The sequence below is a fragment of the Xanthomonas sp. CFBP 8151 genome (assembly GCF_011761885.1).
GTDB classification, from domain to species: Bacteria; Pseudomonadota; Gammaproteobacteria; order Xanthomonadales; family Xanthomonadaceae; genus Xanthomonas; species Xanthomonas arboricola_B.
In genome coordinates this window covers 1226708-1248584 of the sequence record NZ_JAASQZ010000001.1, presented here as the reverse complement: position 1 = coordinate 1248584, position 21877 = coordinate 1226708, and the positions used below count along the sequence as shown (strand labels likewise).

General features: G+C 67.8%; 20 protein-coding genes. 8 read left to right on the top strand and 12 right to left on the bottom strand.

The features are described 5' to 3' along the window. Positions 1–87: 87 nt before the first annotated feature. A complete protein-coding gene (locus FHT08_RS05290; protein ID WP_166774486.1) occupies positions 88–1629 on the top strand; it encodes an alkaline phosphatase PhoX in 1542 nt (513 codons plus the stop codon). A gap of 210 nt (positions 1630–1839) precedes the next feature. Here the strand turns inward: FHT08_RS05290 and FHT08_RS05285 are convergent, their stop codons facing one another. From FHT08_RS05285 to FHT08_RS05255, 7 genes are all read right to left on the bottom strand, one after another. After that, complete coding sequence (locus FHT08_RS05285) at positions 1840–2955, bottom strand: J domain-containing protein (protein ID WP_166774485.1); 1116 nt, start codon at positions 2953–2955, stop codon at positions 1840–1842. Positions 2956–2966: 11 nt separating this feature from the next. Continuing rightward, positions 2967–3377 carry a ribosome silencing factor gene (gene rsfS / locus FHT08_RS05280; RefSeq protein WP_104605985.1) on the bottom strand — a complete coding sequence of 137 codons (411 nt, stop codon included), beginning with the start codon at positions 3375–3377 and terminating at the stop codon, positions 2967–2969. A 57-nt stretch (positions 3378–3434) separates the two neighbouring features. Further along, on the bottom strand, positions 3435–4118 hold the full coding sequence (gene nadD, locus FHT08_RS05275) for a nicotinate-nucleotide adenylyltransferase (RefSeq protein WP_343204136.1): 684 nt from the start codon (positions 4116–4118) through the stop codon (positions 3435–3437). Positions 4119–4300: 182 nt separating this feature from the next. Continuing rightward, a complete protein-coding gene (gene holA, locus FHT08_RS05270) occupies positions 4301–5329 on the bottom strand; it encodes a DNA polymerase III subunit delta (RefSeq protein ID WP_104605983.1) in 1029 nt (342 codons plus the stop codon). A 22-nt stretch (positions 5330–5351) separates the two neighbouring features. Then, on the bottom strand, positions 5352–6014 hold the full coding sequence (gene lptE, locus FHT08_RS05265; protein WP_104535832.1) for an LPS assembly lipoprotein LptE: 663 nt from the start codon (positions 6012–6014) through the stop codon (positions 5352–5354). Positions 6015–6236: 222 nt separating this feature from the next. Continuing rightward, positions 6237–8879 carry a leucine--tRNA ligase gene (gene leuS, locus FHT08_RS05260; protein WP_166774483.1) on the bottom strand — a complete coding sequence of 881 codons (2643 nt, stop codon included), beginning with the start codon at positions 8877–8879 and terminating at the stop codon, positions 6237–6239. A gap of 72 nt (positions 8880–8951) precedes the next feature. Further along, positions 8952–9563, bottom strand: a complete 612-nt coding sequence (locus FHT08_RS05255; RefSeq protein ID WP_166774482.1) for a DUF998 domain-containing protein — start codon at positions 9561–9563, stop codon at positions 8952–8954. 189 nt (positions 9564–9752) lie between these two features. On the opposite strand from FHT08_RS05255, the gene trxA reads away from it, so the two are divergent. The 4 genes from trxA to FHT08_RS05235 all read left to right on the top strand — a co-directional run bounded on the left by trxA (position 9753) and on the right by FHT08_RS05235 (position 12632). After that, positions 9753–10610, top strand: a complete 858-nt coding sequence (gene trxA, locus FHT08_RS05250; protein ID WP_104605979.1) for a thioredoxin — start codon at positions 9753–9755, stop codon at positions 10608–10610. A gap of 119 nt (positions 10611–10729) precedes the next feature. Beyond that, entirely contained in the window at positions 10730–11179 is a 450-nt protein-coding gene (locus FHT08_RS05245; protein WP_104606051.1) for a DUF4442 domain-containing protein, read from the top strand. 172 nt (positions 11180–11351) lie between these two features. Continuing rightward, positions 11352–11594, top strand: a complete 243-nt coding sequence (locus tag FHT08_RS05240) for a DUF378 domain-containing protein (RefSeq protein ID WP_104606050.1) — start codon at positions 11352–11354, stop codon at positions 11592–11594. Positions 11595–11726: 132 nt separating this feature from the next. After that, positions 11727–12632: a peptidylprolyl isomerase gene (locus FHT08_RS05235; RefSeq protein ID WP_166774481.1), complete on the top strand. Its 906-nt coding sequence runs from the start codon at positions 11727–11729 to the stop codon at positions 12630–12632. 43 nt (positions 12633–12675) lie between these two features. Here FHT08_RS05235 and FHT08_RS05230 read toward each other — a convergent pair whose 3' ends face one another. Next, positions 12676–13563 carry a DMT family transporter gene (locus FHT08_RS05230; RefSeq protein ID WP_104535837.1) on the bottom strand — a complete coding sequence of 296 codons (888 nt, stop codon included), beginning with the start codon at positions 13561–13563 and terminating at the stop codon, positions 12676–12678. A 170-nt stretch (positions 13564–13733) separates the two neighbouring features. On the opposite strand from FHT08_RS05230, the gene FHT08_RS05225 reads away from it, so the two are divergent. Both FHT08_RS05225 and FHT08_RS05220 read left to right on the top strand, forming a co-directional pair. Further along, entirely contained in the window at positions 13734–14726 is a 993-nt protein-coding gene (locus FHT08_RS05225) for a LysR substrate-binding domain-containing protein (RefSeq protein WP_166774480.1), read from the top strand. A gap of 464 nt (positions 14727–15190) precedes the next feature. Then, positions 15191–15484 carry a hypothetical protein gene (locus tag FHT08_RS05220; RefSeq protein ID WP_104534137.1) on the top strand — a complete coding sequence of 98 codons (294 nt, stop codon included), beginning with the start codon at positions 15191–15193 and terminating at the stop codon, positions 15482–15484. A 204-nt stretch (positions 15485–15688) separates the two neighbouring features. Here the strand turns inward: FHT08_RS05220 and FHT08_RS05215 are convergent, their stop codons facing one another. Further along, the gene (locus FHT08_RS05215) at positions 15689–16492 is read right to left on the bottom strand and encodes a DUF4349 domain-containing protein (protein ID WP_166774479.1); all 804 of its coding nucleotides are present in this window, start codon (positions 16490–16492) and stop codon (positions 15689–15691) included. After that, positions 16489–16845 carry a GFA family protein gene (locus tag FHT08_RS05210; protein ID WP_104535840.1) on the bottom strand — a complete coding sequence of 119 codons (357 nt, stop codon included), beginning with the start codon at positions 16843–16845 and terminating at the stop codon, positions 16489–16491. Before FHT08_RS05210 ends, FHT08_RS05215 begins: the two co-directional genes overlap by 4 nt. Positions 16846–16942: 97 nt before the next feature. On the opposite strand from FHT08_RS05210, the gene FHT08_RS05205 reads away from it, so the two are divergent. Beyond that, on the top strand, positions 16943–18748 hold the full coding sequence (locus FHT08_RS05205; RefSeq protein ID WP_166774478.1) for a DUF885 domain-containing protein: 1806 nt from the start codon (positions 16943–16945) through the stop codon (positions 18746–18748). Between the two features lie 259 nt (positions 18749–19007). Here the strand turns inward: FHT08_RS05205 and FHT08_RS05200 are convergent, their stop codons facing one another. After that, positions 19008–20840 carry an ABC transporter ATP-binding protein gene (locus FHT08_RS05200; protein WP_166774775.1) on the bottom strand — a complete coding sequence of 611 codons (1833 nt, stop codon included), beginning with the start codon at positions 20838–20840 and terminating at the stop codon, positions 19008–19010. A gap of 274 nt (positions 20841–21114) precedes the next feature. Beyond that, positions 21115–21711, bottom strand: a complete 597-nt coding sequence (locus FHT08_RS05195; protein WP_104581894.1) for a plasmid pRiA4b ORF-3 family protein — start codon at positions 21709–21711, stop codon at positions 21115–21117. Positions 21712–21877: the final 166 nt, after the last annotated feature.

The following is a 21877-nucleotide window of genomic DNA, read 5'->3' as shown; positions in this document are numbered from 1 at the left end:
GGAACCGGGTCGATCACACCGGTGTCATGGTGCGGTTACAGCGGGCTTCTAGGGTCGGCGCACTACCCAGCCCGCAGGAGTCGTTCGATGCCGATTTTCGATCCCGCCCGCCGCCAGGTGCTCAAGGGCAGCGCTGCCGCGATGGCCGCCGGTGCGCTTGGCAGTTTGAGCGCGCTGCAAGCGCGCCAGGCCCAGGCCGCCACCAGCACCTCGCCGCCGCTGCAACTTGCCCCGGTGCCCAGCCGGTATGGCCCGCTCGCGCCGGTCGCCGACCAGAGCACCGGGCTGCCGTTGCTGCAGCTGCCGCGCGGTTTCAGCTACCGCTCGTTCGGCTGGAGCGGCGATCGCATGGACGATGGCCAGCCCTGCCCCGACCGCCATGACGGCATGGCCGTGGTCGGGCTGCGTCGGCCCGACTGGCGTCCGGGCAGCGATCCGTCGCGCGGCCTGGAATATGTGCTGATCCGCAACCACGAACGCGGTGCGACCACGCCGTTCCGCGCACCGGCGATGTACGACACCGGCATCGTCAGCGGCACCCAACTGGCCGGCGGCGGCACCACTACGCTGAGTTACGGCCGCCGCGGCTGGGGCAGCCTGGAGCCGAGCCTGGGCGGCACGCTGGTCAACTGCGCCGGCGGCCCGACGCCATGGGGCACCTGGTTGAGCTGCGAGGAGATCAAGACCAACGCGGTATCCAGCACCGGCCGCAAGCACGGCTACGTGTTCGAAGTGGATCCGGACAGCCAGCGCACCACCGGCCGGCCGCTGGTCGGGCTGGGCCGCTTCAGCCACGAGGCGGTGGCAATCGATCCGCGCACCGGCATCGTCTATCTCACCGAGGACGATCGCAACAAGGCCGGTCTGTACCGCTTCATTCCCAACGACCGCCGTGGGCGCAATGGCTCGCTGGAAAATGGTGGCCGCCTGCAGGCCGCACGCGTGCGCGGGCGGCGCAATGCCGATCTCACCGTGGCCAGCATCGGCCAGCAGTTCCAGCTGGAATGGGTGGATATCGAAGAGCCGGATCTGGACAGCATCGCCGCGCCGGCCGGTTTTGCCGACATCGGCGCCAACGACACCCTGAGCGGGCCGTTCGCGCAGGCCTGGGCAGACGGTGCGCTGCGCATGAGCCGTGGCGAAGGCATCTGGTATAGCTACGGCAAGCTCTTCATCGTCGACACCAGCACCGGCGTGGATGCGCAGGGCCGGCGCGGTTACGGCAATGGCGCGGTGTGGGTGCTGGACCTGTTCACCCAGCGCCTGAGCGCCCTGTTCGTCAGCGGCAATCAGCTGGCCGCACATAACCCGGACAACGTCACCGTCAGCGCGCGCGGCGGCGTGGTGCTGTGCGAAGACGGCGGCGAGAGCCCGGACGCATACGGCCCCGGCGCGCGGTTGCTCGGGCTGACCCGCGGCGGTGAGTCGTTCTACCTGGCCAAGAACAATGTGCAGCTCACCTCGCAGCAGATCGCCGATGCCGGCAAGACCGTTGCCGAGGGCGATTACCGCGATACCGAGTTCTGCGGCGCCTGCTGGGATCCGCTGGCGCGCACCCTGTTCGTCAACATCCAGACGCCGGGCATCACCCTGGCGATCACCGGGCCGTGGGAGCGCGGGCCGTTGTGAGAGCGGCCGTAAGTTGGCTTTCGTAGGCAGATGACAACGGCCACTGCGGCCGAACGGGCCGGCATCCGTTCGGCCGCGTCGACCCGGCCGCCGGTGCAACGCCGCGCAGGCAGGCGTGTGGGTCGCATGGCTGGCAGCGCATGCCCAACCGCGGTTGCGCGCACCCGCGGTGGCGGGTGTGCACGCTGACAACGACATTCAACACCGGGATCAGAACCAGGGCGCGTCGGGGGCGCCCGCCATGGCGCGCTGCAGTTTCAACCAGCGCTTGAACGATTGCGGGTCTTCCAGCTCGCGCAGGCCCCGGCGCGCGTCCAGCAAGTCGTCTTCGACCTCGCGCTTGAGTTGGGCCATCAACCGGCCCAGTCGCTCCGGCTTTGGGCGCGACGGCAGCTCCAGCCCGTATTCGGCGCAAAAGTCGTCCGACTGCTGCCGCACCTGCTGTTGCAACTGCCTGCACTGCCGATCCAGCTCGCGGTTGTAGTCCTGCAGGCGCGTGGCGCTCATCGCATCCACGCCTTGCGCGTCCATCAGGCCGATCTCGGCCTGCAGTTCGAGCAGACTCAGCAGATCGCCGGCCTTGTAGGCCGCGTTGAGCCGCTGCATCAGGACGGTGCGCGCGGCGTGGTCGTCGGCGCCCTTGGCGCGGTCCGGATGCAGATTGCCGGCCAGCTTGCGATACAGCTCGCGCAGCGGCGGCGGCGCGGCATTCTCCCCCACCGCCTTGTGCTCGGCGCGCTTGCGCCGTTGCGTGTGGCGTTGCTGTTGCTGGGCACGCTCCTGCTGCAGGCGCTCGCTGACGCGCGCGTACAGTTGCTCGGGCGAATCGATGCCATCCAGCTCGTCGGCATCCAGTCCGTAGGCCTGGCCGAGGATCTGCTTCATCAGCGCATCGGACGCGGCGACTTCCTGGTCGTAACCGGCTGCGCTGTGGCGATCGTAGATCGGGCGCAGTGCCTCGTGGCCGGCCTCGATCAGCGGGGCGGCGATATCGCACAGCAACTCGGACAGGAAGGCGCGGTCGGCCTTGCCCAGTTTGACCGTGGCATGCGCACGATCGAGCTCTTCGACCAGCGCGATGTCGGCCGCGCGGCGGCGGTCGAGCAAGGGCTGCAATTCGGCGTGGTAACGCGCGCGCCACAGCGAGAGCGCGAGGTGCCAGGCCTGCAGGTCGGCACGAAGCCGTTCCAGGTCCTGCAGCAATCGGTCGAAGCGCTTGCGTGCCGGCGACAGCGGCGCGCCGGAGGCGTGCGCGCCCTGGCTGCGCAGGTGTTGCAGCGCCTGCGAGGCAGGCGCATCGGTCGGGGGTCGGGCATTGCGCGGCATGCCCGGCTCACTCACTCTTCGGAGTCGGCATCCGCGTCGTCCGGACGCTGGTCGCCCACCGTCCACAGACGTTCCAGTGCGTAGAACTCGCGCACGCGCGGCAGCATCACATGCACCACCACGTCGCCCAGGTCCACCAGCACCCACTCGGCCTCGCGCTCGCCTTCCACGCCCAGCGGCATCACGTCCAGCCGCTTGGCGAACTTGACCACTTCCTCGGCGATCGACTTCACGTGGCGGGTCGAGGTCCCCGAGGCGACCACCATGTAATCGCACACGCTGGACTTGCCGCGCACATCGATCTCGACCACGTCCTTGGCTTTCAGCTCCTCCACGGCCTCGCGCACGGTGGCCAGCAGGGCCGGCACGGACGGCGGCGGATTCGGGATGGAGGTCTTGATGACTTGGGCTTGGGTGGTCAAAGCGGGCAACTCGATGGAATTGGCGTGAATTATAGGCCGGTCCGGCCAGTTGCGTGTTCAGCTCGTCGGCAGGGTGCAGCCATAGAGGCCTTCGTGCGCGATAAATGCCGCCACCGACGCCGGCACCAGCGCCTGCCAGTCGCCGCCGCCGGCGATGCGCGAGCGCACCGCGCTGGCCGATTCGCCGCGCAACGGCTGCTGCAGCGACCACAGGCGGCCGGCTGGCGACATGCCCAGCTCGCCCGCCCCGGCGGCCCAGCGGCCCTGCACTGCGGCGGCGAGCTGCGGCGTAGCGGCCAGGTCCAGCGTCGTGCCCGGACGCGCGGCGATGACGAAATGCGCCAGCTCGAACAAATCCTCCCACTGATGCCAGCTGCTCAGCCCGACGAAGGCATCGGCACCGAGCAGCCAAGCGATCGGCAGCGTGGGGCCGAGCTCGGCGCGCAGCGCGCGCAAGGTCTCGACGGTGTAGGACGGCGCACGGTCGCGGCTGGCGCGTTGCAGCTCGCGGGTGTCCAGCGCCAGCCCGGGGGCGTCGGCCAGCGCCAGCTCCAGCATGCGCGCGCGCTGCGCTGCGGTGGCGCCGGGTGCGGGACGGTGCGGCGGATCGGCGGCCGGGACCAGGTGCACCAACGCGCCCAGCTCGTCGCGCGCGGCGCAGGCGATGGCGAGGTGGCCCAGGTGGACCGGATCGAAGGTGCCGCCGTAGTAGAGGTGGAGCTGGGATTCGGGAATCGGGATTGGAGAATCGGAAGAGCGCGGAGCCGGTGCTGCCGGGTGGGACTCGGTGGGCGGAGAGGTTTGGGCCGCGCTGCTCGGGGTGGCCTTATTTGCGGCCTGGCCTGGGGTTGCGCTGTGTCGGGAGGTGGAGCGCGCATCGCTGTTGGCGGAGGCGTGGTCGCCGGTGGCGGCATCGCCGGCTTTCACGCCAGCAATCTCACCGCGCGGGCTTCGGCCACGGCCACCAGCAGGCGTTCCAGGCCGACCCAGGGGTCGCCATCGGCGCGGCCCTTGGCCATGCGGTCGACCCGCGAGGCTTCGGCGACGAAGCGCTCCCAGCGGCGCGGTTCGGGATGCCGTTGCAGCGCGCGCTTGAACGGCGCCTGGCGCGATTCCCACAGGCCCTGCGCCTTCATTTCGGCGGCGAGGTTGCCGCCGTTGGCCTGCACTTTGGCCAGGGACGCGGTGCGCAGCAGTTCCTTGATCAGGATCGGCATCAGCGCGGCCACCGCCTCGCCTTCGGCGCGCAGGCCGGCGAGCATGCGGATCACTGCGGCCGGCTGCCCGGAAAAGGTGGTTTCGGCCAGGCGGAACACGTCGTAGCGCGCCGCATCGGCAACCAGCGACTCCATCGCCTCCAGGTCCAGCACCTTGCCATCGGCCAGCAGCACCAGCTTGTCGATTTCCTGCGCGGCGGCCAGCAGGTTGCCTTCCACCCGCTCGCTCAGGCGCTGCACGGCAGCGGCGTCGGCACGCAGGCCGTGGCTGCGCAGGCGGCGCTCGATCCAGTCCGACAACTCGTGGGGTTTGATCGCCCAGGCCACCGAGATGGTGCCGATGCGGCCGATCGCATCGGCCCACTTGCCCTGGTGCGCCTTGCTCCAGTCGTTGGCGGTGATCAACAGGACCACATCCGGCGGCGGGTTGGCGCAGAAGCGGGTGATGACCTCGGCGCCGTCCTTGCCCGGCTTGCCGCTGGGCAGGCGCACTTCCACCAGCCGGCGCGGACTGAACAGGCTGGGCGCGTTGAAGGTCGCATCCAGCTGGTTCCAGTCGAACTCCCGGCCATCGGCATCGAAGACCTCGCGCTCGCTGATGCCTTCGGCGCGTGCGCGTGCGCGCACCGCATCGGCCGCCTCCAGCACGCGCAAGGTCTCCGGACCGGCGATCAGGTAGACCGGCTGCAGCGGCTGATTGGACTGGCCGGCGAGCTGCTCGGGACGAAGTTCCATGGGGCGAGAAGCGCGCGCTGGCTCAGCGGTTGTTCGATGACGGTTGTGGCGTCGTCGACGGTTGCGTCGAACCAGGTGTCGTCGATGAGGGCGTTGTCGATGGCTGTTGCACCGGCGGTGTGGTGGCCGGCTGCAGCGGTGCGCTGGGCGTGCTTTCCAGCGTCTCGCCCCGCTCCACGCGCGCGCGCACAACGCTGTCGATGCGCCGCAGGATCGAGGCCGACATGTCCTTGCGCAATTCGTTGGCCAGGATCTCGCGCTCGGTGGCGGTACCGGTGGCGTCCACCGGTGGCGACACGTAGTCGCGCGACAGCTCGATCACCTGCTGCGGCACCAGCACCGAACCGCTGGCAGTGGTGACGGTGAAGATGGCCGCATAGCGCAGGCTGTACTCCTGCGCGCGGCCCTGGCTGTCGATGGCGATCGGCAGATCGCCCCAACGTTCGGACAACACCTGCACCTGAGCAAAGCCGGTCTTGGCATCTTCGTCGGCCAGCGTGGCGCCGGCGGCCTTGAGGCCACGCCGCAGCAACTTGGCCAATTCGCTGTACTGCACCGCGGACTGCACCTTCACCGCAGGCGTATCCGGCGGCAGCGCCAGCGAGTTGCGCAGATGGAAGCCGCAGGCGGTGAGGCTCGAGACAAGCACGAGGGACGCAGCGAAGGCAGTAGGAAATCGAATCATGGGCACAGTCTGGATGAGCGCCCCGGCGGCGGCAACAGGCGGCTAGCCTGCCCGACACCGCGTGAACGGGGCTTGAGAGGGCGCCGCGAAAACCGCGGCGCCCGGGAATGACAAACGCGTCGCCACGCGCCGGTGAAATGAATGACCACACGCCACTGCGGCAATCTCATCTGCGCGTCGCCACACCGGTCCGCGACACTGCCCGGACCGGCGTGGCAACGATCAGCCCGCCACGATATTCACGATCTTGCCGGGCACGATGATGATCTTGCGCACGCTCAGCCCGTCCAGGAACTTGGCCGCGTTCGGCTCGGCCTGGGCCAGCGCTTCGATCTGCTCGCGCCCGACATCGGCAGCGACCTCGATGGTGCCACGCAACTTGCCGTTGATCTGGACTGCCAGGGTCAGCGCGTCGCGCACCAGCGCGGCGGCATCGACCTGCGGAAACGCGACATCTTCCAGCAGCGTCTCGCCGCGGCCCAGCACCTGCCACAGGGCGTGGCTGGCGTGCGGGGTGATCGGGTTGAGCAGCAGCACCATCGCTTCCAGGGCTTCCTGGCGCACCGCACGGCCCTGCGCGCCGGCATCGTCGAACTTGGCCAGCGCGTTGGACAGCTCCATCACTGCGGCGATCGCGGTATTGAAGCTGTGGCGGCGGCCGTAGTCGTCGCTGACCTTGCCGATGGTCTCGTGGGTCTTGCGGCGGATCGCCTTGTGCTCGGCGCTCAGCGCGGCGGCATCCAGTGCGGCGGCAGCGCCCTCGCCCACGTGCTTGTGCACCTGCACCCACAACCGGCGCATGAAGCGCGCCATGCCATCGACACCGGCCTCGTTCCACTCCAGCGACTGCTCCGGCGGGGCGGCGAACATCGAGAACAGCCGCACCGTGTCGGCGCCGTACTTGGCCACCATCGACTGCGGGTCCACGCCGTTGTTCTTGGACTTGGACATCTTCTCGGTGCCGCCGATGTGCACCGGCTGGCCGTCGGCGATCAGCACCGCGCCGGTGACGCGGCCGCGCTCGTCGCGCTGGATCTCCACGTCGGCCGGATTGATCCAGTCCTTGCCGCCGTTGTCGGCATCGCGATAGAAGGTGTCGGCGATGACCATGCCCTGGGTGAGCAGGTTGGTCACCGGCTCGTCGCTGTCCACCAGCCTCGCGTCGCGCATGAGCTTGTGATAGAAGCGGAAGTACATCAGGTGCAGGATCGCGTGCTCGATGCCGCCCACGTACAGGTCGGCCGGCATCCAGTAATTGGCGCGGCGATCGACCATGTCGCGTGCGTTGGGGCTGGTGTAGCGCGCCACGTACCAGCTCGACTCCATGAAGGTATCGAAGGTGTCGGTCTCGCGCTCGGCCGGGCCGCCGCAGTCCGGGCAGGTGGTCTGGCGCCAGGTCGGGTCGGTCTTGATCGGCGAACCGGTACCGGCAAATTCCACGTTTTCCGGCAGCACCACCGGCAACTGGTCTTCCGGCACCGGCACCGCGCCGCACTTGGCGCAATAGATCACCGGGATCGGGCAGCCCCAGTAGCGCTGGCGGCTGACGCCCCAGTCGCGCAGGCGGTAATTGACCCGGCGCTGGCCCTGGCCCTTGCGCTCGAAGCGCTCGGCCAACGCCTCGAAGGCGCCGCCGAAATCCAGGCCATCGAACTCGGCCGAATTGATCAACTCCAGCGGGCGGCTCTTGTCGGTGTACCAGTCGCGCCACTGGCTGGCGTCCCAGCTTTGCTCGTCGTCGTTGCGCGGCTCGCGCAGCTTGACCACCTGCACGATCGGCAGCTCGTACTTGTTGGCGAACTCGAAATCGCGCTGGTCGTGGCCGGGCACCGCCATCACCGCGCCGGTGCCGTAGCCCATCAGCACGAAGTTGGCCACCCACACCGGCACCTGCTCGCCGCTGATCGGATGCACCGCGGTCAGGCCGGTGGCCATGCCGCGTTTTTCCTGGGTTTCCAGCTCGGCTTCGGAGACGCCGCCGTGCTTGAGCGTTTCCAGCAGCGCGGCCAGCTCCGGGTTGGTTTTGGCCGCATGCAACGCCAGCGGATGCTCGGCGGCGATCGACACGAAGGTCACGCCCATCAGCGTATCCGGGCGGGTGGTGAACACCCGCAGCGGGTCCAGTGCAGCGCCGTCGGTGTCGCGCACGTCGAACTGGATCTCCAGCCCTTCCGAGCGGCCGATCCAGTTGCGCTGCATGGTCTTGACCGAGTCCGGCCAGCCGTCCAGCTGGTCCAGGCCGTCGAGCAGTTCCTGCGCGTAGTCGGTGATGCGCAGGAACCACTGCGGGATCTCGCGTTTTTCCACCAGCGCGCCGGAGCGCCAGCCACGGCCGTCGATGACCTGCTCGTTGGCCAGCACGGTCTGATCGATCGGGTCCCAGTTCACCACTGCGTTGCGGCGATAGGCCAGGCCCTTGCGCATCAGCCGGGTGAACATGCGCTGCTCGTGCACGTAGTACTCGGGCGTGCAGGTGGCGAACTCGCGCGACCAGTCGATCGCATAGCCCAGCGATTTGAGCTGGCCGCGCATGTGCTCGATGTTGGCGTAGGTCCACTTGGCCGGCGCGGTCTTGTTCTTGATCGCCGCGTTTTCCGCCGGCAATCCGAACGCGTCCCAGCCCATCGGCTGCATCACGTTGTGGCCGGTCATGCGCTTGTAGCGGCTGACCACATCGGAGATGGTGTAGTTGCGCACATGGCCCATGTGCAGCGCACCGGACGGGTACGGCAGCATCGACAGGCAATAGAACTTCGGCTTGTCCGAAGTTTCGTCGACCTGGAAGGCGCGGGTGGCATCCCAGAACTGCTGGGCGGAGGTTTCGACCTGCTGCGGGTCGTAGGCGTTCGGTTCGACGGTGGACATTGGGAGCGGATGCTCGGGCGGTGCAAAGCGGCACAGGGTACCGCAGTGCAGCAGGTGCTCCAAACGCTTGCCTCAGGTGGCGGGTCTGGCCGGCCAGCGCCAGGCCGCCACCGCGAGCCAGCCGACCCAGGCCAGGAACGCCAGGCGCTGGGCGATCGCCTGCCGCAGCAGGCCCGGCGGGCCGAACGCCAGCACCGCCACCAGCAGCCCCGCGCCCAGGCTCAGCCACGCCAGTGCGCGGGTGCCGGGCCGGTTGAGCAGCGCGGCGGCGAGCAGCAACATGCCCGGCACGAACGCCACCGCCCACAGCAGCCAGGCGGTGGCATGGGCCTGGCTAGCGCGCCCGTCCAGATCGGTGGGGTCCAGGGGCAAGGCGCCCATGCCGAGAAAGGCCAGCCCGGCCAGCACGATCAACTGCCCGCCCACGCGCAGGCTCCAGCTGGACCTGGCCGGCATGCGCGCCAGCAGGCTGACTCCGGTGGCCATGCCGAGCGCACCGACCAGCACGAACGCCAGCAGGTTGAAGCCCAGCGCATGCGGCATCCCGTTGGCACCGAGCAGCGCAACCGGATGGCTGGCCTGCAGGTAACCGGGCAGTGCCACGCCGAACCCGGCCACCGCCAGCACGAAGACGGTTGCGGCGACCAGGCCCAGGTAGCGCTGGGTGCCATCGATGCGTGTCATTGCCTTGCTCCAACGCGGGGCGCAGGCTGCGCCACCAGGACGCAGCATTGTCGTGCCGGGCGCGCGTGGCGTGAACCCCTGCCGGCGTGACGGCCGGCCACGCGCCATGCGCCCGGGCCGGCCAGCCTTGTGTCGGCCCGGTTTGCCACCATTACCTCCCACTGTTGCCGCAATCACTTCTGGAAGCCCATGTCCGACAAGCCGCACGTATTCGATGCCACCACCGACACCTTCGAGACCGAGGTCCTGCAGAAATCGTTGACGACACCGGTGCTGGTGGACTTCTGGGCCACCTGGTGCGGCCCCTGCAAGTCGTTGACGCCGATCCTGGAAAAGCTCGCCGCCGACTACAACGGCGCCTTCGAGCTGGCCAAGGTCGATGTGGACAAGGAGCAGCAGATCGCCGCCGCGTTCCAGATCCGCTCGGTGCCGACGGTGTTCCTGGTCAAGGGCGGCGAACTGGTCGACGGTTTCCCGGGTGCGATGCCGGAAGGCCAGGTGCGCGAATTCCTAACCCAGCACGGCGTGCTGCCGGCCGAGCCGCAGGTCGCCGAAGAACTGCCGCCGGCCCCGCTCGAGCCGCAGGACCAGGTGGCCGCGCTGCGCGAGGCGATCGCCGCCGAGCCGGACAAGGACGAGCTCAAGCTGGACCTGGCGCTGGCGCTGCTCAAGACCGGCGACACCGCCGAGGCCGAGCAATTGATCGACGCCCTGCCCGCTAACCTGGCCACCGACGACCGCGCGGTGCGCGCCAAGGCGCGGCTGAGCTTTGCCAATGTGCTCAAGGACGCGCCGGATACCGACGCCCTGCAGGCCGCCGTTGCGGCCAACGGCACCGACCTGCGTGCGCGCCATCTGCTCGGCGTGCGCCACCTGCTCGACGGCCACGACGAAGTCGCGCTGGAGCAGTTCCTGGAAATGCTGCGGCAGGACCGCGCCTTCGACGACAACCTGCCGCGGCGTAGCCTGATCGATGCGTTCCGGGTGATCGAAGACGAAGACCTGGTCGGCCGCTACCGCCGCAAGATGTCGTCGCTGGTGTTCTAAGCGCAACCGGCACCATGGCGCCCGGTGCAGGCCGGCCGGGCGTTGCCGTCACCGCCACAACCTCCATACGCATGCGAATGGTATGCTGCGGGCCCGCCCCCGCCATGGACCCTGGCCGCATGCGCGCTTCACTGTTCAAGCTCGGTATCAACCTGTGGCCGCCGTACCTGTTCGCCGGTATCCATGTCACCGAGTTGTCGGCCGATTACCGCCACGCAAGCGTGGAACTGCGCCAGCGGCCGTGGAATCGCAATTACGTCGGCACCCACTTCGGCGGCAGCCTGTTCGCGATGACCGACCCGTTCTGGATGCTGCTGACCATGCAGAACCTGGGGCGCGACTACTACGTGTGGGACAAGGCCGGCAGCATCGAATTCGTCAAACCCGGGCGCGGCACGGTCAGTGCGGAGTTCGTCATCGACGACAGCGTGCTGGCCGAGTTGCGCGCGGCCACCGCCAGTGGCGAAAAACACCTGCGCTGGTTCGAAAACACAGTGCACAACCGCCAGGGCGAGGTGGTGGCGCGGGTGCGCAAGCAGTTGTACGTCAAGCGCAAACCGGCACGCTGACATTGCGCCGCCGGTGCATTGCCGGATGGCCAACACATTGCATCGGTTTCGCGCGCGTCGTGCGGAGGTGATCGTGGCGTGCGCCAGCCCGTCACGGCCCCGTGCACGCTCACGAGGCGTTGCGTGCGACATGCGGTCGCTGGGATCTCCCAACCCGCATGGTCTGTTCTTCATGAAAACGCTCAACGTCATCACCCTGGTGCTTCTTATCGTCGGCGGCTTGAACTGGGGCTTGGTCGGCCTGTTCCAGTTCGATCTGGTCGCCACGCTGTTCGTCGGCCAGGACGCCCTGCTGTCGCGTGTGGTCTACACGCTGGTCGGCCTCTGCGCGTTGTGGCAGCTGGTCCTGCTGTTCGGCAACGACCACGGCGCCAACGTTCACCACACCAGCCCGCACGTGCGCAACAACCCGTAAGCGCACGGCAGCAGCAGGCATGCGCATGACAACACGACGCCGGCGCATTCCGCCGGCGTCCTGCTGTGCGTGCGCTTTGCGTCCGGGCGCGTGGTCGGCAAGAATCGGGCATCCCTCCCGCTGGCTGCCTTCATGCTTCTGCGCACTGCTGCTTCCGCCTGCCTGCTTGCCCTGGTGTTACCGACTGCCGCCAACGCCGCCTATCGCAGCCCGCAACAGATCCTGGATGCCTCGCCGGCCAGCGCATGGCGCGTGCTCGACCCCGAGCGCACGCTGTACCTGGAACTGGATGGCGGACGGGTGATCATCGAGCTGGCGCCGCAGTTTGCGCCCGCGCACGTGGGCAACATCCGCACCCTGGCGCACGAACGCTTCTGGGACGGGCTCAGCATCTACCGTTCGCAGGACAACTTCGTGGTGCAGTTCGGCGACCCGGATGGCGAGACGCCGGCCAAGGCCAGGTCGCTGGGCTCGGCGAAGACGCACCTGCCGGCCGAATTCGAACGTCCATCGCAGGGTCTGGATTTCCAGCGCCTGCCCGACAGCGATGGCTGGGCAGCGCAGGTAGGCTTTGTCGACGGCTTCCCGGTCGGGCGCGACAGCGCCAGCGGCAAGACCTGGCTGGCGCATTGCTACGGCACCCTGGGCGCCGGCCGCAACAACGACGAAGACAGCAGCATCGGCGCCGAGCTGTATGTGGTCACCGGGCAATCGCCGCGCCAGCTGGACCGTAACATCACCGTGGTCGGTCGCGTGGTCAAGGGCATGGAGTTGCTCAGCGTGATCCCGCGCGGCCCGGACCCGATGGGGTTTTACGAAGACGCAACGCAGCGCTCGCCGATCCGCGCCATTCGCCTGGCCAGCGAGGTGCCCTTGCCCGAACGCACGCCACTGCAATTGCTGCGCACCGACAGCCAGACCTTCCGCGATGTGGCCGAAGCGCGCCGCAACCGCAAAGACGATTTCTACAAGCGCCCGGCCGGGCATATCGATCTGTGCAATGTGCCGTTGCCGGTGCGGACGCCGCCGGCTGGCTGAGTCGGGAATCGGGAATCGGGAATCGTAAAAGTGGGGCGCTTGCCTAGCGGGCGCGTTGGCTGAAGGCGACGCTGCCCAGGATCAGCACCGCGGCGACCAGCATGGTCCAGGTCAACGGCTCGCCCAGCAGCGACCATGCCAGCAGTGCGCCGAACACCGGCACCAGGTAGGTCACCGTGGAGGCGCGTGCCGGGCCGATGCGCTGGATCAGGCGGTAATACATCAGGAACGCCAGCCCGGTGCAGACCACGCCCAGCGCGGTGGCGCAGGCCCAGGCCACTGCCGGCACCGGCGTGGTCGGCCACTGCCACCAGGCCAGCGGTGCCAGCAGCAGCGCGCTGCAACCCAGCGTGGATGCCGCCGACGCGGCCGGTGGCAAATCGCCCATGTGGCGCTTCACCAGGTTGTAGCCGATGCCGTACAGCAGCGACGCGCTGGCGCCCGCCAGTGCCGCCGGCCCCACGCTCAATCCGGCCGACTTGCCGGTGGCCAGCACCAGCACACCGATGAAGCCGATCAGCAAGGCCAGCGCGCGACGCGTGCCGATCTTCTCGCCGAAGAACAGGAAGGCGATCAGTGCGGTAAACAACACCGTCATCGCATTGCAGATCGCACCGATCGCAGCCGGCGCGTGTTGCGCGCCCCAGGCGAACAGCAGGAACGGCAACGCGGAGTTGAGCACGCCGATCGCCGCCAGCATCGGCCAGCGATGCAGGGGGAACCGCTCGCGCGCCAGCCACAGGAACGGCAACAGCACCAACGCCCCGAGCGCCAGGCGGATTTCCACCAGCACCACGGTGCCGAACCTGGGTGCGGCCACGCGCATGAACAGGAACGAGCAGCCCCAGACGATGCCAAGAAACCCCAGCTCCAGCGGGGTGCGCCATTCGCGTGGCGCGGCCGCCGGCCGCGTTGCCGGTTGCGCGCTCATCGACCCGCCTGCGCAAGCTGCGGTGAAGTGCTGAAACCGCAAAGGACAACGTCAGGCAGGCAGATGGACATGGCACGATCATCGCGATGGGGTAATGCAGCATCGGCTGCCACCGAAGGCGCGACAAGCGCGTAGTATCGAGGCGAGCCACAAATCTCATTCATGCCTCGATGAACCTGCGCCCTACCCTGTTACCCGCGCTGGGCGTGTTCGCCGCCGCCGCGCGCCACCAGAACTTCGCGCATGCCGCCGAAGAACTGCATCTGACCGCCAGTGCGGTCAGCCACCACGTGCGCAAGCTCGAGGCGCTGCTGGGCGTGACCCTGTTCCAGCGCTTGCCGCGTGGGGTCAAACTCACCGCGGAAGGGCGCCAGCTGGCCGATGCCGCCACCGCAGCGTTGGCCGAGATCGCCTCCGTGGCCGGCAACCTGCATCCGCGCGAAGACGCCATCCCGTTGCGCGTGACCACCTTGCGCTCGCTGTCGTACTGCTGGCTGTTGCCGCGGCTGCCGCGCTTCTGTCGCGCGTACCCGCATATCCGCATGGATCTGCAATCGGACGCGGCGTTTTCCCGGTTCGAAGAGGGCGGCCCGGATCTGGGCATCCGCTATGGACAGGGTGCCTGGCCCGGATTGACCTCGCATCACCTGATGGACGATGAGCTGTTTCCGGTGGCCTCGCCATCGCTGCCGGAGGTCGCCGCGCTACGCACGCCGGCGCAGATCGCGCAATTGCCGCTGCTGACCGACATGTCGCCGCAGGGCTGGCGTGACTGGTTCCGTGCCGCCCAGGTGCGCGGCACCACGCTGCCGCCGATGCACACCTTCAACGACAGTACCGACGCGATGCGCGCGGCAGTCTATGGCCTGGGCGCGGTCCTGGCGCGCAAGCACATCGCCCAACCGTATCTGCAGCGTTACGAGCTGGTGCGCCTGCCCGGCCCCACCCTCAAGGCACGCTACGCCTATTACATCGTGCACCCCAGCCACCGCGTCCCCGGCCCTGCGGCAATGGCATTTATCGACTGGCTCAAGCGCGAGGCCCTGGACGAACGCACCCCGATGCCGGCACTGCCGGCAGAGCTGGTGGCGTTGCCGGCGAGCGAGGCGTCGGGTGCACCGCGCGCGCAGCGGCGATCGCGCAAAGCATCGGCTACGGAATGAGGTTGCGCAGGAATCTCCCCTTGCCCCCTCTGCGCGAGCGTTACCTCTGCGTTTTGCCTCCGGGACATCGCCCCCTTCACGGAGAGAAGGTGTCCGAAGAGGTAGCAGCGAGGCCTTGAGCGGCTGTTGCTTCTTCCTCCGGGAGACGTGCCCCCGATGCCGCTGATGAGGGTACGAGCGAAACCGGGCAGAGTTTGAGTGCACGTGTGGCTTCGCCTCGTACCCTCACCCCACCCCCTCTCCCGCAGGAGAGAGGCTTTTTGTTGCGCCGGGGGGCTTTGAAGACGCGCGCGTCAGTGGCGCGCAAGCGTTGCCTTAAGTCACCCCGCAGGAAAGGGGCTTTATCGCGAGCGGCAAAAGCGCTCGATGGGTGACATGCTCGATGGAGCAGCCGACGCCCACCATCACCTCGTTTTGTCCTGCCGGTGCCTAGGCTTTGGCTCCCCAATCCCCAGGACACTCCCATGCCTACTCTTCGCATGCGTATCACCGGCACCGACGACGACGCGCGTGCCATCGCCAACCTGCTGCAGAGCATCGAAGGCATCGAGCACGTGGAAGAAGTCGACGATCTGATGCCGCACCTGGACGACGACGACTCCAGTTCGGCCGGCCTGTCCGACGACGAAGGTCCGGGCAGCCACGAGTTCGAGGTGGAAGCCGGCAACGACGCCACTGCGCAGAAGGTGCGCGACGCCGTGCAGGAACTGGCCCTGCAGCTGGACGTGTTTGTCGAGTACGAACTCGACGAAGGCTGAGCGGGCCAGAGACGACTGCGCTGCCCATGCAGGCGCAGTCGGTACCCGGAAGCTGGCGCACACGACGCGCTGCGCCGCTACCGCGTGCAGACAGCGCAATTGAGAGCACTGTGCAACCCTCAACGCTTCGAGTAACTCTCTGAAGTAAGCGCCCGTCAGGGACACGCGCAGCCGGCGCGGCATCGCCGGCCGGCTGCGTGGTGGTCAGGACATCCGGCGCCGCCGCGCACGCCAGCGCCATGCCTGCAGCAGCAGCCAGCCGGCAATCAGCCCTACCACCGCAACCGGCAGCAACGCCGCCACCGCGCGGATCACCCAGGCCACGCTGGACGCGAAGACCTGGCCGAACTCGGCTGCCGCCCCGGCAACTTCGCCCCTGCCCCGCTCGCCACCGGTCCCGCGAAAATTGAGCGTCAACAACTGCGTGCGTACGCGCCGTTGTTGCTGCGCAGCGTCCTGCTGGGCCTGTTGCGCTTCGGCCTCAATCTCGGCCAACCGCTTGGACAGCGCCAGCAGATCGGTCACGGCCAGATCGCGGCGTTGCTGCAGTTCGAGCAGGCGGGCATGTTCTTTCTGCAGGCGTGTCTGCGCCAGCCCGGTGTCGGCGATCTGCTGCGCCAGATCCTCGGCACGCGTGCTGCGCGCGGCGACATCGCCATGCTGGCCGGCCAGTTGCACCAGCGGCTCGATGGCGTCCGGCACCACCCGCACGCTGACGCCGCCGCTGGGGTCGCGCCCACCGGTTTGCTCCACCGCCAGCAGCGTGCAGTCGCCGAACTGCGCGGACTGGCAGGCGGTGCGTACCGCCGCGATGCGTTGGCCAATCTGATCGGCCGGCAGCTCGATCCGTACATCATGCTCATATGCCAGGGCGTTGCCTTGCGCGGTAGGCGGTGCCGGCGCCGGCGCGCCGCCGTCTGCCGCCATCTCCGCAGACTGCCTGGCACATCCGCTCAGCGCCCAGCCCAGCAGCAACCCGACCGCGTAACGCTGCACGCCGCGCCTCATCGGCTTGCTCCATCGACCGCGTGCACGCTCAGCGCGGCCAGATCCAGTTCCGGCAGGCAACGCAGGTTGACCGCGACACCGGCCTCGCCGGTCTTGGGATTCACGCCCTCGCTGAAGGGCGCGATGCCGCACTGCGGACAATGGTGGTGATCGATATGCTGCTGGTTGAAGCGATAGGTTCCCAGCGCCTCGGGCTCACCCTGCAGACGCAACTGCGCGCGCGTGCCGAACCACAACAGGCCGCCGCGGCGACGGCACAGCGAGCAGTTGCAGTCGTATGCCTCGGTGATCGGCGCATCGGTCTCCAGGTCGAACGCGATGCGTCCGCAATGACAGCTACCGGCGTAATGCATGGTGATCCTCCTTGGAAGGGGCCACTCTAAACCAATGGCGGATGCGGACAAGCGCGCACATGCCTATGCTGGCGGACTGTTTCCATCGGGATCCACCATGCGTCAACGTTTGCTTGTCCTCGCCCTGCTCGCCGGCCTCGGCGCCTGCCAGCAACAGCCCGAATCGCCGCGCGCCGGCGCCCCTGATGCCACGACGCAGGATGCGCAGACGCCGGATGCGCGCTTTGCAGCGCTGTCCAAGCGCGCGCTCGACACCTGGATGCAGCTGTCGCCGGTCACCGCCACCCAGACCGGCGATCACCGCTTCGACACGCAGATCGACGATCTGAGCAGCGCCGGCCGCCAGCGCAGCCTGGATGCCGGCAAGGCTTTGCTGGCCGAGCTGGATGCCATCGAGGTCGCCAAGCTGTCGCGCGAAAACCAGGTCGATGCGGCCATTCTGCGCAACCAGCTGCAATCGGAAATCTGGAACACCGAGGTGCTGCAGAGCTGGGCCTGGGACCCGCAGGTCTACAACGGCCTGGCCGGCAGCGCGCTGTATGGCCTGATGGCGCGCGAATTCGCGCCGCTGTCCGAGCGCCTGACCTCCGCCACGCAGCGCATGGAAAAGATTCCCGGCATCTTTGCGCAGGCGCGCCAAAACCTGGACCCGGCCCGCGTGCCGAAGATCCATGCAGAGACGGTGGCCAAGCAGAACAAGGGCATCCTCAGCATCGTCGATACCTTCATCGCGCCCAACATCGGCCAACTCGGCCCGATCGAGGCGGCCCGCGCGCAGGCCGCCATCGACCGTCTGCGCAAGGCCGTGGCCGAGCAGCAGACCTGGCTGGATACCGTGCTGGTACCCAATGCCAAGGGCGATTTCCGCGTCGGTGCGCAACTCTACGACCAGAAGCTGAAATTCGCGCTGCTGTCGTCGCTGTCGCGCGCCGAGATCAAGCAGCGCGCCGAGTCCGAGCTCAAGCGCGTCCGTAGCCAGATGTACGGCATTGCCCGCACGGTGCTCAAGGACAAGCCCGGCGCACCCAAACTGCCCGAGACGCCCAACGACGACCAGCAGCAGGCCGCGATCGAGGCGGCGCTGGAACTGGCCTATGCCGACAAGCCGGCCCGCGACAAGGTGGTGGACGACGCCAAGGCCGCACTGGCGCAGTCCACCGAGTTCGTGCGCCAGAAGGATCTGATGACGCTGCCCGATTCGCCGGTGGACATCATCCTGATGCCGGAATTCCAGCGCGGCGTGGCGGTGGCGTACTGCGATTCGCCCGGCCCGCTCGACAAGAATCTCAAGACCTTCTATGCGGTCTCGCCGATTCCCGACGACTGGAACGACCAGCAGGTCGATTCGTTCCTGCGCGAATACAACAGCCGCATGATCCACCTGCTCAGCATCCACGAAGGCACCCCGGGCCATTACCTGGAAGGCTGGCATTCGGCCAAGTTCCACTCCACGCTGCGCGCGGTGCTGCGCTCGGGCATGTTCGCCGAAGGTTGGGCGGTGTACACCGAACGCATGATGCAGGAACAGGGTTATCTGGATAACGACCCGCTGTTCCACCTGGTGCAGCTCAAGTTCTACCTGCGCACCATCGCCAACGCCATCCTCGACCAGGGCGTACATGTGGACGGCTGGGAGCGCGACAAGGCAATGCACCTGATGACCCACGACACCTTCCAGCAGGAAAGCGAAGCGGCGGGCAAGTGGGTGCGTGCGCAGCTGTCGTCCGCGCAGCTGCCGACTTACTTCGTTGGCGTGCAGGAACATCTGGACACGCGCAAGGCGGTGCAGGACAAGCTGGGCAAGGACTTCAACCTGAAGGCGTACCACGACAAGATGCTGTCCTACGGCGCCCCGCCGGTACGCTTTGCACGCGAGTTGATGCTGAACCAGCCCATCGAGTGATTGATCCTTCTCCCTCGGGAGTAAGGTGCCCTGCATGGGCGGATGGGGGTACGGGCGAAGCCTGGCGTAGCCGGGACTAGCGAGTGGCTTCGCCCCGTACCCTCACCCCAACCCCCGCTCCGCGCCCCGGCCCGCGCTTGCGGCGCGGGCGCTCCAAGGCACGCGCGCCAGTGGCGCGCAAGCCGTGCCTTGGCGCCCCGGCAGGAGCGGGGCTTGTTGCTGCGGTGGTTGCACGTCTGCGCAACCCACTAAAGCCCTCTCACCGATCCGCCGCAACGAACCCTCCAGTCTGCCGCGCCCACAGACGCGCGTACAGGCCACCCTGCGCAATCAGTTGCGCATGCGTGCCGGTCTCGACAATGCGTCCGGCATCCATCACCACCAGCCGGTCCATGCGCGCGATGGTCGAAAGACGGTGCGCGATCGCGATGACGGTCTTGTTGCCCATCAGCGCATCCAGGCTGTCCTGGATCGCCGCTTCCACTTCCGAGTCCAGCGCCGAGGTGGCCTCGTCCAGGATCAGGATCGGCGCGTCCTTCAGCAGCACGCGCGCAATGGCGATGCGCTGCCGTTGACCGCCCGACAGCTTGACCCCGCGTTCGCCCACATAGGCATCGAATCCGCGACGGCCTTCGCCATCGACCAGCGTGTCGATGAAGCCTTCCGCGCGCGCCTTGCGCACCGCTTCCAGCATCTGCGCGTCAGTGGCCTGCGGCCTGCCATACAGCAGGTTGTCGCGGATCGAACGATGCAAGAGCGAGGTGTCCTGGGTGACCAGGCCGATCTGCCCGCGCAGGCTTTCCTGGGTGACCTGGGCGATGTCCTGCCCGTCGATGAGGATGCGCCCCTGCTCCAGGTCGTACAGCCGCAGCAGCACGTTGACCAGGGTCGACTTGCCCGCACCCGATGGCCCGACCAGGCCGATCTTCTCGCCCGCGCGTACCTGCAGATCCAGCCCGGCAATCACCCCGCCGCGCTTGCCGTAGTGGAAATGGATGTGCTCGAACTGCACCTGGCCGTGCGTCACCTGCAGCGGCACGGCGTCGGGCGCGTCCTGCACCAGCACCGGCTGCGAGATGGTCTGCATGCCGTCCTGCACGCTGCCGATGTCTTCGAAGATGCCGTTGACCGTCCACATGATCCAGCCGGACATGTTGTGGATGCGGATCACCAGACCGGTGGCCAGCGTGATCGCGCCCACGCTGATCTGGCCGCGGCTCCACAGCCACAACGCCAGCCCGCAGGTGCCGACGATCAAAAAGCCATTGGCCACCGCGATGGCGGTATCCATCGTGGTGGTCACGCGCGTCTGCCCGCGATGTTTCACCGCCAGTTCGTCGATCGCATCGCGCACATAGGCCTGCTCGCGGCCGGCGTGGGCGAACAGCTTGAGCGTGGAGATATTGGTGTAACCGTCGACGATGCGCCCGGTGGCCTTGGAGCGCGCATCCGATGCGACCCATGCGCGCGCCTTCATGCGCGGCACGAAGAACGCCATCAGCGCGACATACACCACCAGCCAGATCAGCAACGGCAGCATCAACCAGGGGTCGGCCTGCGCAAACAACCACAGCGCGCTGCCGGTATAGACCACGATGTACCAGAGCGCATCGACCATCTGCACCGCCGATTCGCGCAGCGAGGTTCCGGTCTGCATCACCCGGTTGGCGATACGGCCGGCGAAATCGTTGTTGAAGAAGCCCAGGCTTTGCCGCACCACGTAGTTGTGCATCAACCAGCGCGAGCGGTTGCTCAGGCCCGGCACGATCGCCTGGTTGACCAACAGATTGTGCAGCCCGGTGAACAGCGGCCGCGCCACCAGCGTGATCGCCGCCATCCAGATCAATTCGCCGGCATGACGACGGAAGAAGTCCGCGCCCGGTCGCTCGGCCAGCATGTCGACGATGCGCCCGAGGAAGTCGAACATCGCCACTTCCACCAAGGCCAGCAGCAGTCCGGCGACCAGCGTGGCCAGCAGGATCGGCCACAACGGCCGCAGATAATGCAGATAGAACCGCCACACGCTACGCGGCGGCATGTCCCGCTCGATTGGCGGAAAGACATCGATCAGGGATTCGAACCAGCGAAACATCGCAGACACTTTCGGGAAAAACCGGGGGCTCAGGCTAGCTGATCGCGCGTCAAGCTGCAGTGGCGCCGGTGCCGGTGCCGGCGCCTGCATCCACAGACGCAAGCCAGGCATGCGCTGCATGCGCCGGACAACCGGCTCCCTTGCATCGCTTGCGGCTGCCTGTGCCAGGCAGGGCCTGGTGACCACCACAGGTCATGGGGTGTCAGCCAGTGGCTGCACCGTGCTGACCAGCGCGCGTCGGGATCACGCTGGCCAACGTCCTGCGCAGTGACGCTCACTCACGAACACGCGCGAGCAGGCGGTTGACCTCGGCCGGATCGAAATGGCCCGGCTCCAGGCGCCCGCCCAGAGTGGCCAGTTCCTGCACATGCTGGGCATGATCCGGGTCGGCGATGATCTGCAGCAATGCCTGGTAGTGGTCGATCCCTTCGCTGTTTTCCGGCGGGCAGGCGTTGGCGCCGTCCACGCAACGGGCTACACGCAAGCCCGCATCCGGCGGCAGGATCGCCTCGACCTGGACGCGGTGCTGCCAGCCGGCGCCGGCACCATAGAAATAGTCGAAGCGCTCCAGCTCGCCCACCGCGCTTTCGACGGTGACGCGCGCGGCGTGCTTGAGCCGCGAGCGGTCCGGCACGTCCAGCCCGGACTCGCCATAGCGGCCGCCGCCCAGGTCGAATTCGTACGGATGCGCGCCGTGCCAGCCCATCACCGGTTGCAGCACGCGATGCAGCGTGGCCAGGCGCAGCGCCCCCGCCACCAGCACGCGGCGCCAGATCAACGGCGCGCTCTCCACCAGCGAAACATGCAGCTGATACACCGGCGCAGGCGCGGGCACCGCCTGCTGTGCAGCTTTCTTCTTGGCCTTGCTCATCGTGTCTTGGCTACCTGTTTGCGCTGCAAGTATGCAGCGCCGCGCCACTGGCTGCATCGCTGCGCCGCCGGTGCCGCAAGCTGCACCCTGCCGCTATCGGTCCTGCAGGCGCGCGCACGCACCTGCAACGGACCGGCCACACACGCCGGGATGGTGACTCCGCCGC